Source organism: Cohnella sp. GCM10027633 (genome assembly GCF_042675445.1).
In the GTDB taxonomy this organism is placed as follows: Bacteria; Bacillota; Bacilli; order Paenibacillales; family Paenibacillaceae; genus Cohnella.
In genome coordinates, this window is record NZ_JBHTGV010000002.1 from 1,029,872 (window position 1) to 1,054,600 (window position 24,729).

At 59.6% G+C, this 24,729-nt stretch carries 22 protein-coding genes; 15 read left to right on the forward strand and 7 right to left on the reverse strand.

What is annotated here, in order from left to right:
• Positions 1–35 precede the first annotated feature (35 nt).
• The gene (locus tag ACFQZG_RS08865; RefSeq protein WP_378151616.1) at positions 36–4,643 is read right to left on the reverse strand and encodes a fibronectin type III domain-containing protein; all 4,608 of its coding nucleotides are present in this window, start codon (positions 4,641–4,643) and stop codon (positions 36–38) included.
• A 441-nt stretch (positions 4,644–5,084) separates the two neighbouring features.
• On the opposite strand from ACFQZG_RS08865, the gene ACFQZG_RS08870 reads away from it, so the two are divergent.
• The 7 genes from ACFQZG_RS08870 (at position 5,085) to ACFQZG_RS08900 (ending at position 13,023) form a co-directional block, all read left to right on the forward strand.
• Positions 5,085–6,113 (forward strand): mannose-1-phosphate guanylyltransferase, encoded by a 1,029-nt coding sequence (locus ACFQZG_RS08870; RefSeq protein WP_378151488.1) that lies wholly within the window; start codon positions 5,085–5,087, stop codon positions 6,111–6,113.
• Between the two features lies 1 nt (position 6,114).
• A complete protein-coding gene (locus ACFQZG_RS08875) occupies positions 6,115–7,083 on the forward strand; it encodes a GDP-mannose 4,6-dehydratase (RefSeq protein WP_378151489.1) in 969 nt (322 codons plus the stop codon).
• Between the two features lie 2 nt (positions 7,084–7,085).
• A complete protein-coding gene (locus ACFQZG_RS08880; RefSeq protein ID WP_378151491.1) occupies positions 7,086–8,519 on the forward strand; it encodes a glycosyltransferase family 4 protein in 1,434 nt (477 codons plus the stop codon).
• 122 nt (positions 8,520–8,641) lie between these two features.
• Entirely contained in the window at positions 8,642–9,601 is a 960-nt protein-coding gene (locus ACFQZG_RS08885; protein ID WP_378151492.1) for a COX15/CtaA family protein, read from the forward strand.
• A complete protein-coding gene (locus tag ACFQZG_RS08890) occupies positions 9,598–11,379 on the forward strand; it encodes a UbiD family decarboxylase (RefSeq protein ID WP_378151494.1) in 1,782 nt (593 codons plus the stop codon). The genes ACFQZG_RS08885 and ACFQZG_RS08890 overlap by 4 nt, the downstream gene beginning before the upstream one ends.
• Positions 11,380–11,519: 140 nt before the next feature.
• Positions 11,520–12,227 (forward strand): Cthe_2314 family HEPN domain-containing protein, encoded by a 708-nt coding sequence (locus tag ACFQZG_RS08895; RefSeq protein ID WP_378151618.1) that lies wholly within the window; start codon positions 11,520–11,522, stop codon positions 12,225–12,227.
• Between the two features lie 25 nt (positions 12,228–12,252).
• Entirely contained in the window at positions 12,253–13,023 is a 771-nt protein-coding gene (locus tag ACFQZG_RS08900; RefSeq protein WP_378151620.1) for an SDR family oxidoreductase, read from the forward strand.
• Between the two features lie 54 nt (positions 13,024–13,077).
• Here ACFQZG_RS08900 and ACFQZG_RS08905 read toward each other — a convergent pair whose 3' ends face one another.
• Complete coding sequence (locus ACFQZG_RS08905; RefSeq protein ID WP_378151496.1) at positions 13,078–13,323, reverse strand: NifU family protein; 246 nt, start codon at positions 13,321–13,323, stop codon at positions 13,078–13,080.
• Positions 13,324–13,423: 100 nt separating this feature from the next.
• On the opposite strand from ACFQZG_RS08905, the gene ACFQZG_RS08910 reads away from it, so the two are divergent.
• Positions 13,424–13,690, forward strand: coding sequence for a YuzB family protein (locus ACFQZG_RS08910; protein ID WP_378151498.1), 267 nt, complete (start codon positions 13,424–13,426; stop codon positions 13,688–13,690).
• A 2-nt stretch (positions 13,691–13,692) separates the two neighbouring features.
• Here the strand turns inward: ACFQZG_RS08910 and ACFQZG_RS08915 are convergent, their stop codons facing one another.
• On the reverse strand, positions 13,693–14,751 hold the full coding sequence (locus ACFQZG_RS08915) for an NAD(P)/FAD-dependent oxidoreductase (protein WP_378151500.1): 1,059 nt from the start codon (positions 14,749–14,751) through the stop codon (positions 13,693–13,695).
• Between the two features lie 90 nt (positions 14,752–14,841).
• A complete protein-coding gene (gene mqnE / locus ACFQZG_RS08920; protein ID WP_378151622.1) occupies positions 14,842–15,912 on the reverse strand; it encodes an aminofutalosine synthase MqnE in 1,071 nt (356 codons plus the stop codon).
• Between the two features lie 326 nt (positions 15,913–16,238).
• Between mqnE and ACFQZG_RS08925 the strand changes: the two genes are divergently transcribed.
• Both ACFQZG_RS08925 and erpA read left to right on the forward strand, forming a co-directional pair.
• Positions 16,239–16,649 (forward strand): hypothetical protein, encoded by a 411-nt coding sequence (locus tag ACFQZG_RS08925; RefSeq protein ID WP_378151502.1) that lies wholly within the window; start codon positions 16,239–16,241, stop codon positions 16,647–16,649.
• Between the two features lie 49 nt (positions 16,650–16,698).
• Positions 16,699–17,058 carry an iron-sulfur cluster insertion protein ErpA gene (gene erpA, locus ACFQZG_RS08930; RefSeq protein ID WP_378151504.1) on the forward strand — a complete coding sequence of 120 codons (360 nt, stop codon included), beginning with the start codon at positions 16,699–16,701 and terminating at the stop codon, positions 17,056–17,058.
• A gap of 55 nt (positions 17,059–17,113) precedes the next feature.
• Here erpA and ACFQZG_RS08935 read toward each other — a convergent pair whose 3' ends face one another.
• Entirely contained in the window at positions 17,114–17,674 is a 561-nt protein-coding gene (locus ACFQZG_RS08935) for a hypothetical protein (protein ID WP_378151506.1), read from the reverse strand.
• A gap of 421 nt (positions 17,675–18,095) precedes the next feature.
• On the opposite strand from ACFQZG_RS08935, the gene ACFQZG_RS08940 reads away from it, so the two are divergent.
• Positions 18,096–18,755: a YheC/YheD family protein gene (locus ACFQZG_RS08940; RefSeq protein WP_378151508.1), complete on the forward strand. Its 660-nt coding sequence runs from the start codon at positions 18,096–18,098 to the stop codon at positions 18,753–18,755.
• Positions 18,756–19,027: 272 nt separating this feature from the next.
• The gene (gene sda / locus ACFQZG_RS08945) at positions 19,028–19,171 is read left to right on the forward strand and encodes a sporulation histidine kinase inhibitor Sda (protein ID WP_378151510.1); all 144 of its coding nucleotides are present in this window, start codon (positions 19,028–19,030) and stop codon (positions 19,169–19,171) included.
• Positions 19,172–19,489: 318 nt separating this feature from the next.
• Here sda and ACFQZG_RS08950 read toward each other — a convergent pair whose 3' ends face one another.
• Positions 19,490–20,485 carry an NAD(P)/FAD-dependent oxidoreductase gene (locus ACFQZG_RS08950; protein ID WP_378151512.1) on the reverse strand — a complete coding sequence of 332 codons (996 nt, stop codon included), beginning with the start codon at positions 20,483–20,485 and terminating at the stop codon, positions 19,490–19,492.
• Positions 20,486–20,732: 247 nt separating this feature from the next.
• Between ACFQZG_RS08950 and ACFQZG_RS08955 the strand changes: the two genes are divergently transcribed.
• From ACFQZG_RS08955 to ACFQZG_RS08965, 3 genes are all read left to right on the forward strand, one after another.
• Complete coding sequence (locus tag ACFQZG_RS08955; protein WP_378151514.1) at positions 20,733–21,926, forward strand: NAD(P)/FAD-dependent oxidoreductase; 1,194 nt, start codon at positions 20,733–20,735, stop codon at positions 21,924–21,926.
• Positions 21,926–22,207, forward strand: a complete 282-nt coding sequence (locus ACFQZG_RS08960; RefSeq protein WP_378151516.1) for a hypothetical protein — start codon at positions 21,926–21,928, stop codon at positions 22,205–22,207. Before ACFQZG_RS08955 ends, ACFQZG_RS08960 begins: the two co-directional genes overlap by 1 nt.
• 153 nt (positions 22,208–22,360) lie before the next feature.
• Complete coding sequence (locus ACFQZG_RS08965; protein WP_378151518.1) at positions 22,361–23,779, forward strand: aspartate ammonia-lyase; 1,419 nt, start codon at positions 22,361–22,363, stop codon at positions 23,777–23,779.
• A 61-nt stretch (positions 23,780–23,840) separates the two neighbouring features.
• On the opposite strand, the gene hemQ is transcribed toward ACFQZG_RS08965, so the two are convergent.
• Positions 23,841–24,584, reverse strand: coding sequence for a hydrogen peroxide-dependent heme synthase (hemQ, locus tag ACFQZG_RS08970; RefSeq protein ID WP_378151520.1), 744 nt, complete (start codon positions 24,582–24,584; stop codon positions 23,841–23,843).
• Positions 24,585–24,729 lie beyond the last annotated feature (145 nt).

Sequence of the window (24,729 nt, forward strand, 5' to 3'; positions counted from 1 at the left end):
CTCCGGACTGTTTGGCGTTGCCATGCTTAATGCGCTTAGTTGCTCGTGAGCGAGAAGTCGTCGAAGAAGAACGTGCCGCGCATGTCGTTGAAATACGGATAGACGCGGACTTTGGCCGTATTAGCCGGCGCCGCATACGCGGCGTTCACGTTAACGAAGCCGCTCGTCGTGCCGGTGAACGTCGCGGCCGTGTTGTCGGCGAGAATCGTTCCCGAAGCATCGAGGAACTGGATCCTGAACCGCAGCGTGCTGCCGGTGTTCGCGGTAATGCTCACGTAGCCGTCGAACGTGTACGTCGTGCCGGCCGTCGCGTTCACGTCTTGATACCAGCCCATCCACGGACCGGAATCTCCGTTCACTCGCAACGAAGCGGAGCCGGAACGATAGACGGATGTGTTGCGGGAGATGTAATAGTCTTGCTCGTATGTCCAGGATGCGGGTCTGCCGCCGTTGTCGGTCTCGAAGCCCGGATTAACGAGCAGATTGGAACCGCCGCCGGAAGAAGGCGCGTTCGTCGTCACGTTAAGCGCGCTGCTTGCCGCGGAGACGTTGCCTGCCGCGTCCTTCGCCTTAACCGTGAAGCTGTACGCCGTGCTGGCCGTAAGGCCGGTGACGGCGAACGTCGTCGCGCCCGTCGTCGAACCGGCGAGCGTCGCGCCGCGATAGACGTCGTAGCCCGTTACGCCGACGTTGTCCGTCGACGCCGTCCACGACAAGTTAACGGTCGTGTCCGTCTTGGACGGGGACGCCAATCCTGCCGGAGCGGTCGGCGCTTGCGTATCCGCAGGCGGGGAATAAGGCGACAGATAGCTGCCGTCGATGACGGTCGTCGTCGCGATGCCCGGTCCCGTCCAGCCGACGGCCAGGTTGTCGCCGCCGTCGCCTTCCTTATGCAAGACCTCCACGTAGTAGGACTGTCCTGCGGTCAACGTCTTGGCCGCGGATTGTTGGGAGCCGTACTTGTTCCACTCCCGCGATCCCGTCCAACCGTTCACGCTCGCGATCAGCGTCTTGTTGGCCGGATTCGCGTCCGTGCTCAGATACAGCTCGCTGTAATCGTCGCCAGAGATCCAGAACGTATAGGAGCCGGTCGTCGACGGCGTAATGTAACCGCGAATTCTCGTGCCGTAATTGTCCGCCCAGTTCGTCGGCGTCTCCAAGCTCGTCAGCGTGCTCGTGCCGGATGGAGCCGTCGTCAGCGGAATGGAAGAGATCGTCGTGCCGCTAATGCCGGTCCAATAGTCGCGGGAGATGCTTCCGGTGCCGCCGCCGGTCGCCGCGTTCGTCGTGACGCTAAGAGCGCTGCTGGCGGCGGAGACGTTGCCCGCTGCGTCCTTCGCCCTGACGGTGAAGCTGTAGGCGGTGTTCGGCGACAAGCCGGTCGCTTGGTACGTCGTCGTCGAACCGCCGACGGATCCGGCGAGCGTAGCGCCGTTATAGACGTCGTAGCCCGTCACGCCGACGTTGTCGGTCGACGCGCTCCAAGAGAGGTTGACGGTCGTCGTCGTCTTCGACGGCGACGTCAGTCCCGACGGCACGGTCGGCGCCTGCGTATCCGCGGCGGCGTTCGTCGTGACGCTAAGGGCGCCGCTGGCGGCGGAGACGTTGCCCGCCGCGTCCTTCGCTCTGACGGTGAAGCTGTAAGCGGTGTTCGGCGATAGGCCGGTCGCTTGGTACGTCGTCGTCGAACCGCCGACGGATCCGGCGAGCGTAGCGCCGTTATAGACGTCGTAGCCCGTCACGCCGACGTTGTCGGTCGACGCGCTCCAAGAGAGGTTGACGGTCGTCGTCGTCTTCGACGGCGACGTCAGCCCGGACGGAACGGTTGGGGCAAGCGTGTCCGCCGTTCCGCCGCCGGTTCCGATGAGCGAATAATCATCGAAGTAGAGCGCTCCGCGAAGGTCCTTCAAGTACGTGTATACGCGCGCTTTGGCCGTGTTCGCCGGCGCGACGCGCGAGCCGTTCACGTTCACGAATCCCGTCGTCGTTCCCGTGTGGGCGTGCAACAGATTGTCTTGCAGGACGTTGTTCGAAGCGTCCAGGAACCGGAGCTTGAACTCGATCGTCGTGCCGCTGTTGGAAGCCGCGTTGTAGTAGCCGTCGAACGTATACGTCTCTCCGGCCGTCGCGGTCGCGTCTTGATAGAACGCGAGCCATGGTCCGGTGTCTCCGGACATTCTCATCGAGGCGGTGCCGTTACGCTTAACCGACGTGTCGCGGTAGCAGAAATAATCGTTCTCGCATACCCATTGATCCGGCTTGCTTACGCTGTTGCTCGTATCGAAGCCCGGATTGGCGAGCTTGTTGAGCGGAATGAGCGGAAGCGTCGTGACGCTCACCGTGTTGCTGGACGCGGAAGCGTTGTTGCGCGCGTCGCGCGCTTTGACGTAATAGCTGTACGTCGTCTCCGGCGTCAGACCGGTATCGGTGAACGTAGTGGCGGTCCCGCTGACGGTGCCGGACAACGTCCCGTTCCGGTAAATATCGTAGGCGGTTACGCCGACGTTATCCGTCGATGCGGCCCAAGACAAGTTCACGGATATATCCAGCTTAGACGGGGAAGTCAGGCTGCCCGGAGCGGAAGGTGCCGTCGTATCCGGCGGGTTCGTCGTTACGCTCAAGGCCGAGCTGGCAGCAGAGACGTTGCCCGAGCCGTCCTTCGCCTTGACGGTGAAGCTGTACGCCGTATTGGCCGTCAAGCTCGTGGCCGTATAAGTCGTGGCGCCTCCCGTCGATCCGATCAACGTCGCGCCGCGGTACACGTCATAGTCGACGACGCGGACGTTGTCCGTCGAAGGCGACCAGCTCAAGCTGACGGTCGTGTCCGTCTTGGACGGCGACGTCAAGCTCGTAGGCGCGGTCGGAGCCGTCGTGTCCGGCACGTCGCAGCCTTCGCACTCGATCTTGACCGCGATGTCTCTGGAGAACGAAGGCACGCTCAGCGCCAAGTTGCCGCCGGTCGCCTGCACGCTCGCCGTCGAGCCGTATACGCCCGTGTACGTGTTGTAGAACGTGACGTCGTAATAGCCGTTCGGCATCGGAACGTTCAAGGTCATGCCGCTGACGGTTCTCGGCGAAGCCACCGTATGATTGCCTTGCGGATCGTTGATCCATAGATAGGCGCGCGAATTGGTCTTGAATCCGCCTGCCTTCGTGCCGTTCGATTGCGAGCCGTAATCCACGTGCGGCATGTCGATCAAGTGATCTTCGACCGGTTGGACGAAGTTCGCCAAGTACGTATGGATCGCCTTGAAGTTCGCGGGCAAGGCGAAGCCGGTTTCGAATATCCACCATAGGCTGCCTCCCGCCGCGCCGGCCCGGAAGATCGGCCCCCATAGCGCGTTATGCATGTACTCGTCGATCGTCGGATCGGTCGTCTGGTCCTCGTGGGTACGTCCGACTTCCCCGATGAAAGCGGGCTTGCCCGGCTGGATCGCGTGCAAGTTGTCGATCTGTTCTTCCCACGCGTCGACGACGGTCGCGCTGCTGTCGTAGCGGTGAACGTTCGTCGCGTCCAGCGTCGTCAGGTTCTGCCACGACTGCTGTCCGGAGCCGGCATGGTCTTTCCACGCGAAGCTCGTCGTCGTCGGATGGTTGTAGAAGTCGAGGCTCTTCCAGTAGTTGTCCATCTCCGTATGCCACGCTCCGCGGATCGCGGGCGTCGTGTCCACGTGATTGTCGGACTCGTTCCAGTATTCGACCATGCCGAGCGCGCGGCTATAGCCGTAGCGGGCGAATACGTAACGAAGCAGCTTCTTGTAATAAGCCTTGGCCGTCGCGTCCGTCCAGAAGCCGGCGTTGTTGTCCGAATAATAGGTCGGCCCGCCGTTCGCCGTGTTGTAGGCGTTGACGTTCCATTGGTAGTAGAAGTCGCCGAAGCTCAGCATCGTGAGCATGATGTAGACGTCGTTCGCTTCGGCCGTCTCGAGCATTTGGTCCATCCGGGCTTGGTTGTCGAGCTGATATCTGCCGACGCCTTCGTATGGAATGGTCAGGCCCGCCTCGTTGGCGGTAATCGGTCCCCATTCCGGCGCCAGGCTGCTCCACCAGCACGAGTACCAGACGCGAAGCAGGTTCATCTTCGCCGCCTTCAGGCTCGGAATCTCGTTGGTGACCGCGTTGGGGTTCGGGTTGTTCCAAGCGAAGTTCGTGCCGATCAGCGTAAGCTGGTCGCCGAAGCTGTCCGCGAACCGGTCGCCTTGCGTCGTCATGAAGCCGCGGTTGTTGCCCGGACCGCCGGCGGTGAACGAGTAGCTGGACGAAGTGCCCGTGCCGCTCGCGTCCACGACCGTCAGCACGACGCTATGGTTGCCGGCCTGGCGCGGGGAGTAACGCACCGCCCACTTCGGCGACGTGTTGGACTTGAAGAAGCCGGGAACGACCTCGGTCGCGCCGGACGGCGTCGTGAACGTCGCGTATACGTTCACTTCGTCGGGATTGAACGGATTCGTGTACGTCGCGCTTAAGTTGAACGAGATTTCGAGTTTGGCGTTCTGCGCCGGGGTCGTCGTGTTCAAGGCGACATTGGAGAAGGCGGTTGCCGCCGACGCTTCCGAAGCGCCGAGCGGAAGGCTGCCGATCGTCACGAGCAGGCTGAGGAGAATCGCGATCGCGGAGGTATGCCACTTGCCGGACATTCTCATTAACACGTTTACAGCTCCTTTGCGGATGTGGTTTTGTAAGCGTTTACCTTATGAGATTCATCTCAGCTGCGAGGGCGGGCGATGCCCGCGAATAGTCGTTAATGATTCCCTCCTTTCATGATTCATTCTGGGACCGGGACGGACAAGAAAACAACCTGACTTTTCACGCGTAATGACCGGATAAATCGGAGATTCGGGGTCGGAAGAAGCCGAAAATCTGGAAAAAGAGGGGGGGATTTCGGAATCTGCGGCCGCCGGCGAGCTCGATTCCTTGTTTTCGTGCCGGCCGCCGGCCCCTTGGAACAACGCAAATTCCGCAATTTTTTTCAGAGAGAGATGATCGTCCATTCCTTCCCGCTAGGCAGTCCATAAAATAACAAAGCATTGGCAACTTTAGACACCGCATCAAGCCGGGAAGGCGCGATTGGAGCTGATCGAGTTGTGAAGATCGTCATTATGGCCGGCGGCAAAGGCAATCGGCTTTGGCCCAAAAGCGCAAGCGGCAAACCGAAGCAGTTCCTTGCCTTGACCTCCGAAGAGACGATGTTGCAAATGACTTACCGAAGCTTGGCGAAGGCATTGCCCGAGCGGCAGTTGTTCGTGGCGACGGCCGCCAAGTATGTAGATTTGGTTAAGGTGCAGCTGCCGGAGCTGGGAGAAGACAGGTTGATCGTGGAGCCGGTGCAGCGGGACACCGCCCCCGGCATCGCGTTGACCGCGTTGCGGTTCCTGCGGAACGACGACGACGAGGTTATCGTCACGATGCCCGCGGACCACCTGATCCCCGATACGAAGTCGCTCGTCGACAGGCTGACCGAAGCCGAGGCCCAAGCCGAAGCCCCGGATGCCATCGTAACGCTAGGCGTCGTGCCGACAAGACCCGAGACGAACTTCGGGTACATCCATACGCACCTAGAAGCGAGCGGGAGCGTGCGCAAAGTAAGGGCGTTCCTCGAGAAGCCGAACAAGGAGCGCGCGCGCGTCTGGATGGCGATGCAAGGCGTGTACTGGAACAGCGGCATCTTCGTATGGAAGCCTTCGACGATCGCCAGCGCGATGAAGCGGCACCGGCCCGATATATGGAACCCGCTGCTCGAAGCGGGGGACGACTGGGAAGAGGCTTATGCCCGATTGCCGAAGATCTCGGTCGACTACGCGATTCTGGAACAATCGGAGCACTTATACTGCATTCCCGTGACGTTCGATTGGGATGACGTCGGCACGTGGAGATCGCTCGAGCGGTTCGGCCGGTCCGACGGCGACGGCAACGTCGTCATCGGCAACGCCATGCTCGCGAACGCGACGAACAACATCGTGTTCAGCGAGAAGCGCCAGGCGATCGTGCTCGGCGCGGACAATCTGATCATCGTCGCCACCGACGAAGGCCTGCTCGTCTGCCATAAGTCGAGCGAATCGCTTCTGAAGAAGTACGTGCAGCTATTGGAGAACAGCGAAGGAGGCAAGCAATAACATGAAGGCACTCGTGACGGGGATCTCCGGATTCGTGGGCAGCCATATGGCCGAGTTTTTGCTGCAAAAGGGCGTAGAGGTCGTCGGCACGATTCGCAATCGCAGCCGCATGAATCACATCGAGCATATCGCGAAGGAGTTGCACCTGGTCGAATGCGAGCTGCGGGACCCGTTCTCCGTCGAGACGCTCGTGAAGGCGGAGAAGCCGGATCTGATCTTTCACTTGGCCGCCCAGAGCTTCGTCCCGACGTCTTGGAACTCGCCCATGGATACGATCAATAACAACATCGCGGGGCAACTGAACTTGTTCGAGGCCGTCCGCCGGTTCGATCTGCCCGCGAAAATTCAGATCGCCTGCTCCAGCGAGGAATACGGGCACGTCGATCCTCACGAAGCGCCGATCCGGGAGTCCAATCCCCTTCGTCCGCTTAGCCCATACGCCATCAGCAAGGTGGCGCAGGATCTAATGGGGTATCAATACTACAAGAGCTACGGCATTCATGCCGTCCGCACCCGCACGTTCAACCACACCGGCCCGCGCCGCGGCGAACAGTTCGTGACCTCCAACTTCGCCAAGCAGATCGCGGATATCGAGAAAGGCTTGAAGGAGCCGGTCATTCACGTCGGCAACCTGGACGCTAAACGCGACTTCACCGATGCCCGCGACGTCGTGCGCGCGTATTGGCTCGCTCTCGAGAAGGGAGAGCCGGGAGAAGCGTACAATATCGCTTCCGGAACGTGCTGGCGAATTTCCGAGATGCTGGATCTGCTCCTATCGTTCAGCAACGTGAAGATCGAAGTGAAGCCGGATCCGGCGCGCATGCGTCCTTCCGACGTGGAGCTGCTGCTCGGCAACTACGATAACTTCCATGAGGCGACGGGCTGGAGGCCGGAAATTCCGTTCGAGAAGACGATGGAAGACTTGCTGAACTACTGGCGGACGCAGACGCATAGCGAAGTCGGCGGCTGACCATGGCGGGAGCTGCGGCACACGCGAAGCAGAGACGGCACAGGCGGGGCAGAAGCAAAACGCGGGTCGCGTCCGGCAGCGCAAAATCGCAGGCGAGATTACGAAGCAAGCCGGCGCATCGGCATCCCCGGCGCGCCTTGCGCCATCGCGCGGTCAGGCGCAAGGCGGCGAACGCCGTTCACCGCAGGGGCAGATCGCGCTCGGCATGGAAGAGACTGGCGCACCCGCCGGTCCCGGTCGAAGCGATTACCGCGGAGACGGCCGTGCGGGAGCTGTCCGAAGAATTGCTGCGCGCGTTGAACGCAGACGCGCAAGCCGAAGATCTCGGCATCAACTTGATCGGTTACGCGCGCAGCGAGACCGGCATGGGAGAATCGTGCCGGCTGGCCGCGCGGGCGATCGAGAGCGCGGGGCTGCCGTTCGGGATATTGCCGGTCGACCTGGACAATCTCGTCAACGTCGATATCTCGTGGGCGCACAAGGAAAGCGCGGTTCCTCATTACAACACGAACATTTTCCACATCAATGCCACCGAGATGCCCTTGGTCGGAGGCCGGTTCGGAGAGACGCTGTTCCGGAACCGTCTCAACATCGGCTACTGGCACTGGGAGCTGCCGGAGTTCCCCGACGAATTCCTCCACGGGCTCGAGCTGCTCGACGAAGTATGGGTGCCGACGCGGTTCGTGGGGGATAGCATCGCGGCGAAGTCCAACGTGCCGACCGTCGTCGTTCCTCACGGCGTCTATGTCGAGGAGCTGCCGGAGCACTTGAACCGGAAGTGGTTCGGGCTTCCGGAAGACCGTTTCCTGTTCTTGTGCATGTACGATTCTTACAGCATCAAGGCACGCAAAAACCCGCAAGCCGTCATCGAGGCGTTCCGCAGGCTGATGAGCGAACACCGCCAGCTGCGGGCCGAGCTCGTCGTCAAGATCAATCATCCGACCGAGGCGGAGACGGCGGCGCTGCGCGAGCAGCTCGCCGGCATTCCTAACGTGCGGATCATCGACCGCGTGTTCGGGAGAACGGAGGCGAAGGCGCTCATCCGTTGCGCCGATTGCGTCGTCTCCCTTCACCGCTCCGAAGGCTTCGGCCTGCCGCTGGCGGAAGCGATGTATCTGGGGATTCCCGTCATCGGCACGAACTGGTCGGGCAATACCGACTTCATGAACGCGAACAACGCCGGCGTCGTCAATTACCGGCTCGTGCAGGTCGGCCAAGACTACGGTCCTTACCGGGCGCACCAGACATGGGCGGAGCCGGACGTCGACCATGCCGCCTACCTGATGCGGATGATGGTTACCGACGCCAAGTGGCGGGAGACGATCGCCCGCAACGGGCAAGCGACGATCCGCGCGCATTTCTCGCCGCGGGTCGCCGGCAAGCGAATCCGGGACCGGCTATCGGCGGTACGGGCCGACTTCCGGCCGAAACGTTAACGACAAGAGCCCCATCCCGCGGCGCCAGCGTTCACAAATGTGACATGGCATTGCCGGATGGGGTTCTGTATAATGGGAAATGGCCTCCTTGCGCCTACTTTCACAAGAAATCGGGGATGGGCATGACCGAACGAAGATACAAACTATTATCGCTTGCGACGTGCATCGGCATGTTCCTCGTGCTGATCGCCGGCGTGCTCGTCACGAATACGGACTCCGGACGGGGTTGCGGTACCGACTGGCCGCTATGCAACGGGAAATTCGTTCCCGCTTATACCGTCGAATCCATGGTTGAATATACGCACCGCGCGATCAGCGGCATCGTCGGCCTGCTCGTCGGCGCGACGTTCCTGGCGACGCGCTTCTGGAAGCCCGCCCGCGCCCGCGAACCGATGCTGTACGCGGACGGCGCGCTGCTGTTCACCGTTATGCAGGCGGTGCTCGGCGCGATGGCCGTCGTCTGGGAGCAGTCTTCGCTCGTGCTCGCGCTTCACTTCGGCATCTCCTTGCTTGCCTTCACGTGTACTTGGCTGCACTATTCGTACGTGAAGCGCGGCGGCAAGACCGGCGATCGGACAAGCCCGGCGTCGCCTCCGGTTCCGGCGAAGCTGTTCCGCGCCGTCGTTGCTGCGCTCGTCTATTGCTACTTCGTTATTTATCTTGGCGCTTACATTCGCCATACGAGCTCCGGCGGCGCCTGCGAGGGCTGGCCGCTCTGCAACGGGGACGTCGTGCCCGAACTGACGGGATCGGTCGGCGTCGCCTTCGCGCACCGTCTGGCGGCGCTCGGGATGCTCGTGCTCGTGTTCCTGCTCGCCGGCTTCATCCGCCGATCGGCGGGGAAGGGGACGGAGCTTGGCGCGATCGCCTCGGGAACGGTCGGCCTTGTGGTCCTGCAGGTGCTGAGCGGCGGCTTGCTGTCGTTCACGTTGGACGACGAGAACGTCTACATCTTCACCGGGCTCATCCATACGATTATTATCGCGGCGCTGTTCAGCATGCTATGTTTGCTGGCGATCCGAACGAGACAGCTTAGCCGCGCCGATACGAATTCGAATACCCGAACGGAGGCCGACCAATGATCTATACTTCTCTGCGCCCATTCCTCGAAGCGCTCCGCGCGAACGGCGAGTTGATCGTCATCGACGCGCCGGTCGATCCGGTTCTCGAGCTGGCGGAAATTCATCGCAGAGTCATCGAGCTCGGCGGTCCCGCGCTCTTGTTCACGAACGTGAAGGGGAGCACGTTCCCCGTCGTGACGAACTTGTTCGGCACCGAGCGCAGGGTAGACATGGCGTTCGGCCCGCGACCGGAGCAATTGGTGCAGCAGTTGATCGGTTCGGTGGACTCGCTATTGCCGCCGTCGTTCTCGTCCCTATGGGGCCAGCGGGGCATGTTCCTCGATCTGGTCAAAGTCGGAACGAAGAAGGTCGGCCGCGAGCAAGCGCCAGTCCTGCAATCTTCCCGCACGGAGCGTCCGTTGGCCGGCATTCCGGCCATCACGAGCTGGCAGGAGGACGGAGGCCCGTTCGTCACGCTTCCGCTCGTCTACACGGAGCACCCGGAGCATCGCAAGCGCCATAACCTCGGCATGTACCGGATGCAGATCTTCGACGACAACACGACGGGTATGCATTGGCAGATCCATAAGGGCGGCGGATTCCATTACTACGCGGCCGAGCAGCGCGGAGAAGCGCTGCCCGTCTCCGTGTTCCTCGGAGGACCGCCGGCGCTGATCGTATCCGCCATCGCCCCGATGCCGGAAAATATGCCCGAGCTCATGCTCGCCTCGCTCGTCATGGGCGGCAAGCTTCCGATGGCGGACAACCCTTACGGCGGGCATCGCATTCCGGCAGAAGCGGAATTCGCCATCGTGGGCAGCGTGAGGCCTCACGTTCGGCGTCCGGAAGGTCCGTTCGGCGATCACTTCGGCTATTATTCGTTGCAGCACGATTTCCCGGTATTCGACGTCGGCCACGTATGGCACCGGAAGGATGCGATCTACCCGGCGACGATCGTCGGCAAGCCGAAGCAGGAGGATTACTTCCTCGGCGAATACTTGCAGCGGCTGCTGTCGCCCGCGTTCCCGATGGTCATGCCCGGCGTGCGCAGCCTGTGGGCTTACGCGGAGACGGGGGTGCACGCGCTCGCCGCGGCGGTCGTTCGCGAGAGCTATTCGCGGGAAGCGCTCGGCACGGCGTTCCGCATTCTCGGGGAAGGCCAGCTGTCGCTGACGAAATTCCTCATCTTAACCGACCGTCAGCTCGATCTTGCCGACTTCCCGCTGCTGCTGGAGACGGTGTTGGAACGGTTCGACCCGTTCAAGGACTTGTTCGTCTTCGACCAGACGTCGCACGATACGCTCGACTATACCGGCTCCAGGCTCAATCACGGCAGCAAGGCCGTGCTGCTCGGCGTCGGCGATCCGGTCCGGCAACTGCCGGGCGAATATACGGGAGGCCCGATTCCGGGCATTCATAAGGTCAAGCCTTACTGCCGCGGCTGTCTCGTCGTGGAGGGCGCGGCATACGCGGAAGACCCGCAGCTCGGCGCAAGGCTCGCCGAGCGGTTAACCGCGGAAGATTGCCCATGGCCGCTCGTCGTCATCGCCGACGACGCGGACATCGCGGACGGGCAGACGGCGTTCCTGTGGGCGACGTTCACCCGGTTCAACCCCGCTGCGGACATCTACGCGGCAAGCGAAGCGGGCCGGCATCATATCGGTTATCGGCTGCCGATCGTCATCGACGCCCGCATGAAGCCGGGCTATCCGGACGAGCTGTTCCCGCGAGAGGATATCGTGGAGCTCGTGGACCGGCGTTGGAAGGAATATATGCAAACCTCCGGTTGGCGGGGGTAATCGGGAAGAGGCGGTTACGCGCATTCGGTTGAGCGCGCCGCCTCTTTTGCGTTACAATGGGGAAGAATGCCGAGCGGGGCCTCATGCCTCGAGACGATTCATCGGGATGCGAATTACGGGGAGGCAACGTCTTGCTAAGGATGATGTTCGGAGAGCAGCCGCGACAATGGACGGGATCGTCGTTGGACACGGTTCAGGCCATCGGGAAGTTTATCGGGCTTGCCTATGAGGCATCGGAACGAAGCGCGGACGCCAAAGCCGGCGACATGTACCGGACATACGGGATATGGGCGGAAGGCTTGCTCCGGGCGATGGACGAACTCGAGCAGAGCCGATATGCCGCCAAGCGATACGCCGAGCTGATTCGTCATCCCCGCGTGGACGAATTCACGCCGGAAGAGAGCATGAATTACGATAGGCACGTGTACTTCGACAAGAACGCCTACATTCGAGTGTTCGCGTTGCTCGATAAGCTAGGCACGCTGCTCAACGAGCTGCTCGCGCTCAAGACGGAGCGGATGAAAGCCCGTTTCTCGTATTTCACCGTTCTTCGCAATATGCGCCTGAACCGCATGCACGTCGAGCTGATGGAGCCGCTGAACGGGCTGAAGGAGCGGCATCGCGAACCCTTCAACCGGCTAAGAAGCAGAAGGAATACGGAAATTCACCATATGAACGCCGAGCTGCAGGACGATCTTCGAACCTCGCTCTCGCATAACGGCGAACGCGGCAAGCTGGAAGACATCCGGGCGAACATGGCGGATCTCGACCGTGCGTGGGACATGATCGAGCAGACGCTGGGGCTTAGCTTCCGCTTCGCCTGCAAGCGGTTGGAGTGGACACATTAAGGATCAAGGGGAGAGCCGCGTGAAGCTGATCGGCAGAACGGCGCTCATCACGGGCAGCGCCAAAGGATTGGGACGCAGGACGGCGTTCGAGCTTGCCGGCCTCGGTTGCGACATCGCCGTTACCTACGTGACGAGCAGGACGGAAGCGGAGCGGCTGGCGGAAGAAATTGCCGCGCTCGGCCGCAAGGCGATCGCGATTCAAGCGGACGTCGCGCAGCCGGAGATGGCCGAACGGCTCGTTCGCGAAGTCGAGAGCGAGCTCGGGTCGATCGATATTCTGATCAACAACGCCGGACCGTTCATTCGGGATAGGCGGTTGTTCGCCGACTATAAACCCGAGGAAATCCATTACATGATGAACGGCAATCTCGTTGGTACGATGCTGCTCGATCATCGCGCGCTGCCGGGGATGCGGAGCCGCGGGTGGGGGAGAATTATTCACTTCGGCTTCGGCCACGCCGGAGAAGCGAGATCGTGGCCGCACCGTGCCGCGTACGCGGCGGCGAAGGTGGGGCTCGTCTCGTTCACGAAGACGCTGGCGGTCGAAGAAGCCGCGAACGGCATTACCGTCAACATGATCTGTCCCGGCGACATTCGGGGCGGCAACAAGGAGAAGAGCATCGCGGACGTCGAGGGAATGATCGACGAGGAGTCTCCGCGGGGGCGTCCCGGCACCGGCGAAGACGTCGCGCGCATGATCGCGTTCCTCTGCCTTCCCGAATCCGACTTCATTACGGGCAACACGATAGACGTATCCGGAGGGTTCGATCCGATCCGCACGACGGTCGGTAAATGACGAAAGGTCCCGCCGCAGGGCAGGACCTTCTTCATTCCTCTGAATAAAGGAAAATCAGAACACTTGAACGACTTCTTGAATGCCTTCGACTTCTTCCAACAACGCGCGCTCGATGCCGGCTTTCAGCGTAATCGTCGAGCTTGGGCAGCTGCCGCATGCGCCCATCAGGCGAAGCTTCACGATGCCGTCTTCGACTTCCACGAGTTCGACGTCGCCGCCGTCGCGTTGCAGGAACGGACGCAGCTTATCGAGCACGTCCAATACCTCGTCGTATTGCGAGCTTGGAGCATTTGTACTCATATTCATCCACTCCTTTCTCATTCCATTATAGTACATCGTACGTATTTTTCAAACAGACGACTGCCGACATTCGAGATCCGGCGGAAAGGAAAAGCCTGCCATGCACATCGTAGAGTTCTGCGTTAGCAATATGCACCATGGCACCGACGAGGTGCTGAAGAAGCTGGAGCAGCTTCCTCACGTCGAGGTCATCGAATACGGATGCTTGGGCAACTGCGGCGAATGCTATCTGTCGCCGTACGCGCTCGTCAACGGCGAATCCGTCGTCGCCGAAACGGCCGATCAGCTATACGAGCTCATTCTGGCCGCGATCGAGGATCAGGAGTCCCGCCGGTCCGCGCTCGATAAGCTGCTCGACGACCTGTAAGCTTATCCGAAGTGGCGCTTGCTCTTCCATAGCACGCCGCTCTTGATCATGCGCGGAATGCGTCCTAGCAGCGGCGTCGAACCCATCAGGCCGAAGCCGGCCTTCTTGCCTAACGAACCGAGAACGCCCTTCAACCGAATGCGGCCCAGTCTCGGTTCTTTGCCGTCCCAACGGGCTTGAATCACTTCGGCGACCTGCTTGCCCTGCGCCCCGGCAAGCTGAGCGCTCGGGGAGAACGGCTGGCTGGAGCAATCTCCAATGACGTATACGTTCGGATGGTCGGGCAGCTCGTGATAGCCGTTAACGACGAGGCGGCCCGCGTGATCCTTCGACAGCTCCATGCGTTGGATCAGATCCACCGGCTGAATGCCGGCCGTCCATACGGTCACGTCCGTCGCGATTTCCTCGTCGCCGTTATGGATGACGCCTTGCTCCAGCCGCGTAATGCCGATATGCGACCGCATCTCCACGTCGTGTTCGCGGAACCACGATGCGACATACTTCTGAAGTCTGCCCGGGAACGCGGATAGGACGCTGTTGCCCCGGTCCAGTATCCGAATGTTGATGTCCGAACGCGCTTCCCGCAGCTCGGCCGCCACTTCGACGCCGCTTAAGCCGCCGCCGACGATCGTGATCTGACCGTAAGGACGCGTATCGTTCAACTGTTGGTACGTGCGGCGCGTAGCCGACAGCGTCTGGATGCTGCACGCGAATTCGGATGCGCCGTCGATGCCGTGGAAGTTGTCCGTGCAGCCGAGCGCGACGACGAGAGAATCGTAGGGGAGAGACTCCTGCGAAGCGATGTGCACGAGCTGGTTCTCCATATCGACGTCGATGATCTCTCCGTATACGAGATGGCATTGCGGGTGGATCGGGAAGGCGACGCGGAGGTCCAGATCGGACACGGTGCCTGCCGCCAATGCATAGTATTCCGTCTTCAGGCCTTGATAAGGCATGCGATCCACGAGGAAAATCCGGCAATCCGCCGGGATGTTGTCCAGCAGCTCCTGGGCGACGGTCAAGCCGCCGTAGCCGCCGCCGAGTATTACGACATTGCTCATGCTTACGTTCTCCTTTGTGTGCGGGTGCGTCTGGTTCGTTCGGTTAGTATGACACAGAAAAGCCCGCGTCTTCCGACGGGGCGGATGCTGCTATTCGTAAATTTTGATCTCGTTATAGAACGTATCGCGCTCGACCGGAATGCGTCCGGCGCCCTTGATGAGCCAAATCAAGTCTTCGCGAGTAATGCCCGCCGGCGTCAACGCGCCCGCCGCATGGCTGATCTTCTCGCGGACGATCGTGCCGTGCGCGTCCGACGCTCCCATCGTCAGCGCCACTTGCGTCAGCTGCGTGCCGATGTTGATGAAGTACGCCTTGATATGCTGGACGTTATCCAGCATCAACCGGCTGATCGCGATCGCCTTCAGGTCGTCGTAAGCCGAGTTACGGCGGCGAATGCCGGCTTTCGGGCTGATCGGCTGCATGGAGAGCGGGATGAACACTTGGAAGCCGTTCGTCTCGTCCTGCAGGTCGCGGATGTGCAGCATATGCTGCACGCGTTCCTCGACGGTCTCGATGGCTCCATATAGCATCGTTGTATGCGTTCGGAGGCCGAGTTGATGCGCCGTCCGGTGCACGTCCAAGTATTGGGAGATGTTCGCCTTGTCGACGCGCATCTTCTTCCGGTAATGGTCGGACAGAATCTCTGCTCCGCCGCCGGTCAGCGTCTCGAGTCCGGCTTCGATGAGCGTCTCGAGCACTTCGCGGTAGCTCTTGCCCGAGATGCGGGAGAAGAAGTCGATCTCCGCGGCGGTGTAGGCTTTCATCGTGACGTCCGGGTACTTGTTCTTCAGCGCGCGTATCGATTCGACGTAATATTCGAACGGAACGTGCACGTTATGCCCGCCGACGATGTGGAACTCCCGGACGCCGGGGTGGATGTGCTGCTCGACGTATTCGATCATCTGCTCGGGCGAGAGCGTGTAGGCGCCCTCGTCGCCCTCGTCCTTGCGGAAGTTGCAGAAGGCGCAGTGCGCTTCGCATACGTTCGTGAAGTACAGGCTCATGTTTTCGATAAAATACACTTTCTTGCCGTTCTTGCGTAAATTGACCTCGTTCGCGAGCTGGCCGATCGTAAGCAGATCGTCGGAGCGGTAGAGGAATACGCCGTCTTCCAAAGACAAGCGTTCGCCGTTACGTACTTTATCGGCGATTTCCGCCATCTGGCGGTCTGGGTGAGTTGTGACGAGCGACAAGGCATTCGCCTCCTATAGCCGTAATGACACCTGGCAGAATGAATTGTGAAAAAAATAACTTTCTAACAAAGCAATGAAAATCGCGGGTAAACAACTGTAACAATTATAAACCTACGGCCAAGCACCGGCAACTGGAAAAATGAAATGTATAAACCCGTTCAAAATCGGGAATCAACTTGAATTATAAACATTTATTGGTTATGTTTAAATTGAAATCGGATTTAAAATAGTTTTAAATCAGGAGGTGTATTCAACTGAAACCAGAAATTTTACCGCTCAGCGAACTCGAACAGATGGAAGAGGCGGACAAGATCCAGACGCTCCAACAATATCGCGCCGCCTACACGATCAAGGATCTGAGCGCGGCTTGGCAGTTGTCGAATCCGATCCAATACTACATGTGGCTGAAGAAGCAGCGGATCTACGAGCAGATCGTCAGGCGCGCGGACAAGTTCGAGCCGTCCAAGGAATGGCGCAGGCTGCAGGATTCCGATATTCGCGAGCCGGACCGGGCGAAAGTGCGCGGCTTGTCCGCCGACCAATTCCGTTATACGCTCGATACCGACTCCTCGGGCTACGAGCTGGCGCAAGTGTTCCGCCGGTTGGCCGATTTCCTGCAGAACGAGAAGGGGCAATTCCGCACGCGCATCGAGCTCAAGGGTTTGGGACAGCAAGCGCAGGCAGATACCTCTCTTGAGGCTTGAAGTTCTCTAGGTTATACTAAAGAGAGATCAGGCAGGGGAGGAATCGGATATGGTTAACATTAGCGAATCCGCAGGGGCGAAGATTGAGGAGATGCTCGCCGCCGAAGAAATTCCGAATTTGTTTCTGCGCATTGGCGTAAATGAGGGCGGATGCAGCGGATTTTCATATGGCATGGGCTTCGACGATGAGAAGCACTCGGATGATACGGAGCTGGACATTCGGGGATTAAAGGTGGTCGTTGACGGGCAGAGCCTTAAGTATTTGAACGGCGTTCAGATCGACTGGAAAGAGTCGGCCATGGGCGGCGGCTTCACGATTCACAATCCGAACGCGACCGCGACGTGCGGCTGCGGCTCGAGCTTCAGAACGGCGACGGAAGCGGGCAATCCGGCAGCGGAGCCTTGCTAATATCGACAACAACATGGAACGCCTCCCTCGGGAGGCGTTTTTTTAGTCCGCTATTCTATTCCTTCGAGCCGAACGTAATCGTAACGGACGTAAGGCCGGCGTTCACGGCATCGGGCATCACGATGATCAGCATGTTGTACGTATCGTTCTCTCCGACCAACGTTACGCCGTCGGCATTCGACGTATCGCTTAGCTGATAACCTTCGTCGTTCAGCGCTTTCCGGTAGAAATCCGCCGCCTTCTGGGCGTCGAGGCCCGTCGTGATCGCTACCATATAGCCTTTAACTTGATCCGAGGTCATATTGACCGTCGTGACGATCGTCGCGTCGTCCGGCAGCGGAATTTCCTTCGGAAAGTCCGCCGGGAGGGACTTCGCCCCCGTCTCCACCTTGACCGTCCCGCCGTCGGCGTCGGTCGCCTCGTATTGGACGGCGCCGTTCTCGCCGTCGGTCGTGATCTTCGCTTTGCCCTCGTCCGTCTTCACCGTAATTTCGTCTCCGTCCTTCGTCGCTTCCGCGCTTTCGTCGACGGCGGCAGCGGGCTCCGTTTCGGCCGAATCCGTCCCGCACCCCGAGATCCATATCGCCGTCGCCGCAACGACAAGTCCCGCGAGCATCCGTAAGCTTCTCCCATGCGTCAGCTCCCTTCTATGCAGCCAATAGCATTGCATATGCGGCTATCACCGAAATGATGCGGAGCAATGAGGCATGCTTTTCCACCCCCACCCCTGACGCGGTCTTTCGCCTGTTGGTTCCGATAATGCACGCACTAGGGACAGAGGGGTAGAGGGTATGTGTCTCCTGAAGGAGCGAAGCGGTGACCTCTTGCCGTCGTGAAATCCCCTTGTCACGGGGTTAACCATTCAGATTTCACGACGGCAACGGCACCGGAAGGAGATACATACCCGGCACCCCGGCGTCCGCCTTATCCGTGCCCATCGACAGATTAAACAGGCGAAAAACCCGCGTCATCCATCCAAGAAGCTGTCCACCCGCCCGAGTACTGTATACATATACACAGGAAAGGAGTCACGATGGATGAATCGGCAGCTAGCCAGCAAATGGCTCAAATCGAGCGTCATGTCCCAGAATCCTTATATCGCAAGGCACTTACCGTCTTCTCGTATGTTCAACTCGTCCAACCTGAGAACGATGCTCTCCCGGTACGGCATGGTCGTCATTAAACCGGTACGCGGCGGGGGCGGCATCGGCGTCATGAAGATTAGCAGGCAAGGCGGCCGTTACAGCTGCACTTACATGTCGCGGACGGTCACGAGGTCAAGCTTCGGCGGCATCCTATCCGAGATCAACAGGCGCAAGGGAAGAAGGTCCTATCTCATCCAACGGGGAATCCGCCTGGCGACGATCGCGGGCAGACCGATCGACTATCGCGTGAAATACGTGAAGGAAAACGGGGTTTGGAGGTACCGGTCGATGCTCGGGCGGCTCGCGCGCAGAGGATTGTTCGTCACGAATCTGTGCCGCGGGGGCGTTCAGATGCCGGCGGCGCAAGGAATTCGGCTTTCGCTGTCCGCGAGACTTGTCGGCCGCAAGAAGCAAGAGATGCGACATTTGACGAAAGCGTCAACAGAGCTGTTGGAGCGCCATTTCCCGGGCATCGGGCAGCTCGGATACGATTATGGAATCGACCGGAACGGACACGTTTGGATTCTGGAGGTCAATACTCGACCGCAGTAATCTACGGCGTTTGACATTATTTTCTATTAAAACCTTTAATCAACCGAAAACGCAACCATGAAACTTATTTATAAGTAATTCCATCCACAGGCTGTGAATAACTTCATCCACAATTTCCACACGATAAGTCAAAGGTTGACGGTCTTTTTCAACATTTTTCTCACAGGTTATTCACAGTCGGATGTGGATATCGCCATGCTTGTACCCCTTGTTGGGAGCATGCTATGATGCCTTCACAATCTTCCATTATAGAGTGGAAAGGATGTAGGGCGATGCTACCCATATTAACGGACGAATTATTGATCGATGCTTACCGCAGCGCGTTGCGATTGCGGCTGGAGAGGGAGTTCGTATACATGCTTCGCGCGGAAATCCGCCGTCGCAACCTATCCGTGCCCGGAGAGCGTATATGCTAGACGTTCCAGCCTGCAATCTCGGAGGTAAAAGAAAGCTGGCATTGCGCGCAGCGGACGGCATGACGGCAGACGAAGCCGGCATCGGCGCCGGACTCTCGGGTTTCGGCGACCAAATGGGGTTCGTAGGGAGCGTAAGGTCCGCTCCAATCGCTCCAACGACCTTCGTCTTCGGCTGCGGCCCCGCATTGCGGACAAGAAACGGCTAGGAGGCTCAAAGCGTTGCATACGGGACAAATCACAAAGGCACCCTCCTTCGATTGCCGGATCAGACGTTCCGGTTATCATGGATAGGGTGCCCTCTGTTCGTTAAAAGACCCGTCAAAGCTTCATGTTGCTGCTATGGCCGGGCGACAGCTTGGCGTTCGGATCGATATAGACTTTCGCGTTGTTGATCGCCGTAGGCGCTTCGCCGAAGCCGACCGCGATCAGCTTCAGCTTGCCGGGATAGGTCGTAATGTCGCCGGCGGCGAAGACGCCGGGAATGCTCGTCTCCATCCGGGAATCGACGACGATCGATCCGCCTTCGATCTCGAGTCCCCACTCGGCGATTGGGCCGAGGGAGCTGACGAAGCCGAAGTTCACGATGACCGCGTCCACCTCGTGGTCGGTCGCCTGGCCGGTCTTCACGTCGGTCAGCGTCACGCGGGAGATCGACTTCTCTCCGTGCAGCGCCGTGATCTCCGTCGGCGTTATAATCTTCACTCTCGATTGCACGAGCAGCTCGACGCTATGCTCGTGCGCCCTGAATTTATCGCGGCGATGGACGAGCATGACTTGCTCCGCGATCGGCTCGAGCATAAGCGCCCAATCGACCGCCGAGTCGCCGCCGCCGCTGATGAGCACCCGTTGGCCTCGGTACTGCTCCAGGTCGCTGACGAAGTAGCGCAGATTGGCCTTCTCGAAGCGCGACGCTTCCGGCAGCTCCAGCCTGCGGGGCTCGAACGCGCCGACCCCGGCCGTCACGATGACCGCGCGGGAGTAAACGACGCCCACGTCCGTCTCGATTTCGAACAAGCGCTCCTCGAGCTTCTTCACCTTGACGACTTTCTCTTCGAGCCTGATATCGGCCTGAAAATGGTTCATTTGGGAACTTAAATTGTTAACGAGCTCTTGGGCGGTTACTTTCGGAAATCCCGCGACATCATAAATATATTTCTCGGGATATAGCGCGGCAAGCTGGCCGCCGAGCTGGGGCATGCTTTCGATCAACGTCACGGACATCTGGCGCATGCCGCCGTAGAACGCGGCGAACATGCCGGCGGGACCGCCGCCGATAATGGCTACGTCCACGGGAGAATCGATGCTTTGACTCATGTATGGAACACCTCCGTCATTTGCCTGTCGATAGGGAACTGTATCTATTTTACAATTATAAGCAAGCGGTTCGCACAAGAAAAGGATTTTGTAAAGAAGCACAAATTTATTCGTGAAAAAGAACCTTGAAAATTGTTGAAAAAGCCGATATGATACGCATGTATAGCTCCGCCCCCGCAAATTAACGGCGGACATTGTGTAATTTTTCACAAAATAAATACATCATAGGATTGGATGGGATCACCACATGAGCAGCATTCCGAAAATTGTTATCCTTGGCGCGGGATACGGCGGCGTTCTGACGTCTCTTCGGCTGCAGAAGGAATTAAACTATAATGAAGCGGATGTAACGCTGGTCAATAAGCATGACTATCACTACATCACGACTCACCTTCACATGCCGGCAGCAGGCACGGATCATCCGGAGAACGCGCGCGTCAACATCTCCAAGCTGATCGACGAATTCAAAATCGACTTCGTCAAATCGACCGTCGTGCAAATTCGTCCGCAAGACCGCAAAGTCATTCTCGAAGACGGCACGCTCTCGTACGACTACCTGATCGTGGGTCTCGGCGGCGAGCCCGAGACGTTCGGCATCCCGGGCCTCGGCGAGCACGCGATGAACATTCGTTCCATTAACTCCGTTCGCCTCATCCGCGAGCATATCGAATATCAATTCGCGCGCTTCAAGCGCGAGCCACACCGTACCGATTACCTGACGTTCGTCGTCGGCGGCGCGGGCTTCACGGGCATCGAGTTCATCGGCGAGCTAGCCGACCGCGTGCCTGAGCTGTGCAAGCAATTCGACGTCGACCCGCAGCTCGTCAAGATCATCAACATCGAAGCGGCGCCTACGGCATTGCCGGGCTTCGATCCGGAGCTCGTCGAGTACGCGATGCAAGTTCTTCAGAAGAAGGGCGTCACGTTCCGCATCGGCACGGCGATCAAAGAGTGCAGCCCGGACGGCGTTATCGTCGGCGAAGGCGAAGAGATCAAATCGCAGACGGTTATCTGGACCGGCGGCGTGCGCGGCAACCGCTTGATCGAAGAAGCGGGCTTCGAGACGATGCGCGGACGCGTCAAAGTCGACGAATTCCTTCGCGCTCCCGGCCACGACAACATCTTCATCCTGGGCGACAACTCCTTGCTCTTCAACGAACAAGGCCGTCCTTATCCGCCGACTGCCCAAATGGCGATGCAACAAGGCGTTAACTGCGCGCACAATCTGGTGGCATCGATCCGCAACCAACCGCTGAAGAAGTTCGCGTTCTCGAACAAAGGCGTCGTTGCGTCCCTCGGCAAAGGCGAAGCGATCGGCGTCGCGTTCGGCCGCAAGTACAAAGGCCGCGTAGCCGCATGGCTGAAGAAGCTCGTCGATATCCGTTACCTGTTCATCATCGGCGGTATTCCGTTGGTGCTTCGCAAAGGTAAATTCCTGTAATGAGACATTGCAGCGTGCAAGTACGGGGCCTGTTAACGCGCGACGAACTGGACCGTTACAACGCGCTGATGGAGGTCGGCTCCTACTTGGAGAGCCAATCCCGCTATGATCTCTCGGCAACGGTGCAGTTCGAGGTCGATCTGCTCATTCAACCCGCTATCGAGAGGCTGAAGGAGAAGGGACGCGAACGGGACCGGAAGACGCAGGAGTACTTGGAAGACAAGCGCCGCGCGGAATGGGAAGCCCAGATGCGCGCGCTGGCCGAAGCAGACGAAGATTAATCGGACCGAACAAGCCGGCATGGCGTCCAACGACGCCGTGCCGGTTTTTTGCTATCGTTCGAACCGAGCTTGATTCCGGAGTTAGACGGGTAGATAAGAAGCATAATGAAGGTTAGGCGTACTTCGGACGATGACTTTCGGAGGTGGAGGACAATGGCAGAGCGAATCGAGAAAGACTCGTTAGGCAGCTTAAACGTGCCGCAAGACGCGTACTACGGCATTCAGACGATGCGCGCCGTCGATAATTTCCCGATTACGGGCGTACGGGTCCATGGGACGCTTATCGTCGCGTTGGCGCAGGTGAAGCTGGCCGCGGTCAAGGCGAACGCCGAGCTGAGGCGGCTGCCGCCCAACATCGCTGGCGCGATCGCCGATGCGGCAACCGAAGTCGCGCAAGGGCGATGGGCCGACCAGTTCATCGTCGACGCGATCCAAGGCGGCGCGGGCACGTCCATCAACATGAACATGAACGAGGTGCTCGCGAACCGGGCGCTCGAGCTGATGGGGCACGCCAAAGGCGATTACTTCCACTGCAGTCCGAACAATCACGTGAACATGTCCCAGTCGACGAACGACGCCATTCCGACGGCGCTTCGCATCGCGGCGTACCGGTCGGCGGAGAAGCTGCTCGCCGCGCTTCGCGAGACGCAGCGATCGTTCGTTCGCAAAGCTGCCGAATTCGACGGCGTGCTGAAGATGGGACGGACGCATCTGCAGGACGCGGTGCCGATCCGGATGGGGCAAGAGTTCGGCGCCTATGCGGGCGTACTTGGCAGGGATATCGCCCGGATCGAGCGGGCGAAGGAAGATTTGCTTGCGGTCAATATGGGAGCGACGGCGGTAGGTACCGGGCTGAACGCGACGCCGGACTATATCCGGATCGTCGCGGCGAAGCTGGCGGAAGAGACCGGGATGCCGATCCGAACGGCGGACGACCTCGTGGACGCGACGCAGAACACGGACGCGTACACGGAGCTGTCGGCGGCGCTGAAAGTGCTCGCGGTCAATCTGTCCAAGATTTGCAACGACATCCGCCTCATGGCGTCCGGTCCGCGCGTCGGGTTAGGCGAGCTGATGCTGCCCCCGAGACAGCCCGGGTCTTCGATCATGCCGGGCAAAGTCAATCCGGTCATGGCGGAGGTCGTGAACCAGGTCGCCTTCCAAGTGATGGGCAACGACCTTACGATCTGTCTCGCTTGCGAAGCGGGGCAATTCGAGCTGAACGTCATGGGGCCGGTCATCGCCTTCAACCTGCTCCAATCGCTCGATATTCTCGCGCACGCGCTGGACGTGTTCGACCGCTTCGCCCTGCAGGGGATGACGGCGAACCGCGAGAAGTGCGAGCTATACGTCGAGCATAGCTTCGGCATCGTCACGGCGCTGAACCCGCATCTCGGATACGACGTCGCCGCGCAATTGGTGAAGGAGGCGCTCGCGACAGGGACGTCTATTAAAGCCCTCATTCTAGAGAAGGGGTTGCTCACCGCGGCGGAGATGGACGAAATTCTCGATCCGGTGCAGATGACGACGCCGGGCATCGCCGGAGAGCATCTGCTGAGAGACCAAGGTTAGACGACCAAAAAGACCGGGTGCGCCTCTTGCGGGGGCACTCGGTCTTCCTATTGCGTTCGGCTTACTTAAGCAGCTTCGCGAGCGATTCCGTCGTCAGCAGGTTGCCGACGTAGAAAGCGCCGAATTCCCCGAAGCGCGCGCTCACTTCGTCGAAGCGCATCTCGTACACGAGCTTCTTGAATTGCAGCGCGTCGTCCGCGAACAGCGTGACGCCCCATTCCCAATCGTCGAAGCCGACGGAGCCGGAGATCACTTGCTTCACCTTGCCCGCGTAACCGCGTCCGATCATGCCGTGGCTGCGCATCATCGTCTTGCGGTCTTCCATCGGGAGCATGTACCAGTTATCCTGAAGGTCGCGCTTCTTGTTCATCGGATAGAAGCAAATATGATTGCTCTTCGGCAGAATCGGCTTCAGCCGCGCGACGATTTCCGGTACCTGCATCGGGTCGACGCCCGGCGCGGCCATATAGTTGCTCAGCTCCACGACGCTGACGTACGAGTAGGCTTTCTTGGCGAACTTGCCGAACGCCGAACGGTTGAACGCGTTCTCGATATCGTTAAGCTCCTGCAGCGTCTCGCGCAGGTGCATGAAGATCAGATCGGCTTTCTGCCCGATGACCGAATACATCGCCAAGCTGCCTTCCTTGCGCTCCTCGACCGCTTGCCAACCGGCGATCAGGCCGTTCAATTCGTTCAGCGCGGCGTCCTTCTCCGCGGCGCTCGCGGCGTTCCATGCTTCCCAATCGATGCTGCGCAAGTCGTGCAGCGCATACCATCCGTCCAGGGTTTGGGCGGCTTCGCTCATCCATGATCTCTCCTTGTCCTTCTAGCTTCCCTCATTGTAGCCTAACTGCCAGGGGCGAGCAACGTTGTGACAACGTTGTGGCAACGCGTCCGCGACGTTGACGCGCGGGAAATCGATCTTGTACACTGTAAGATGGAAGATACAA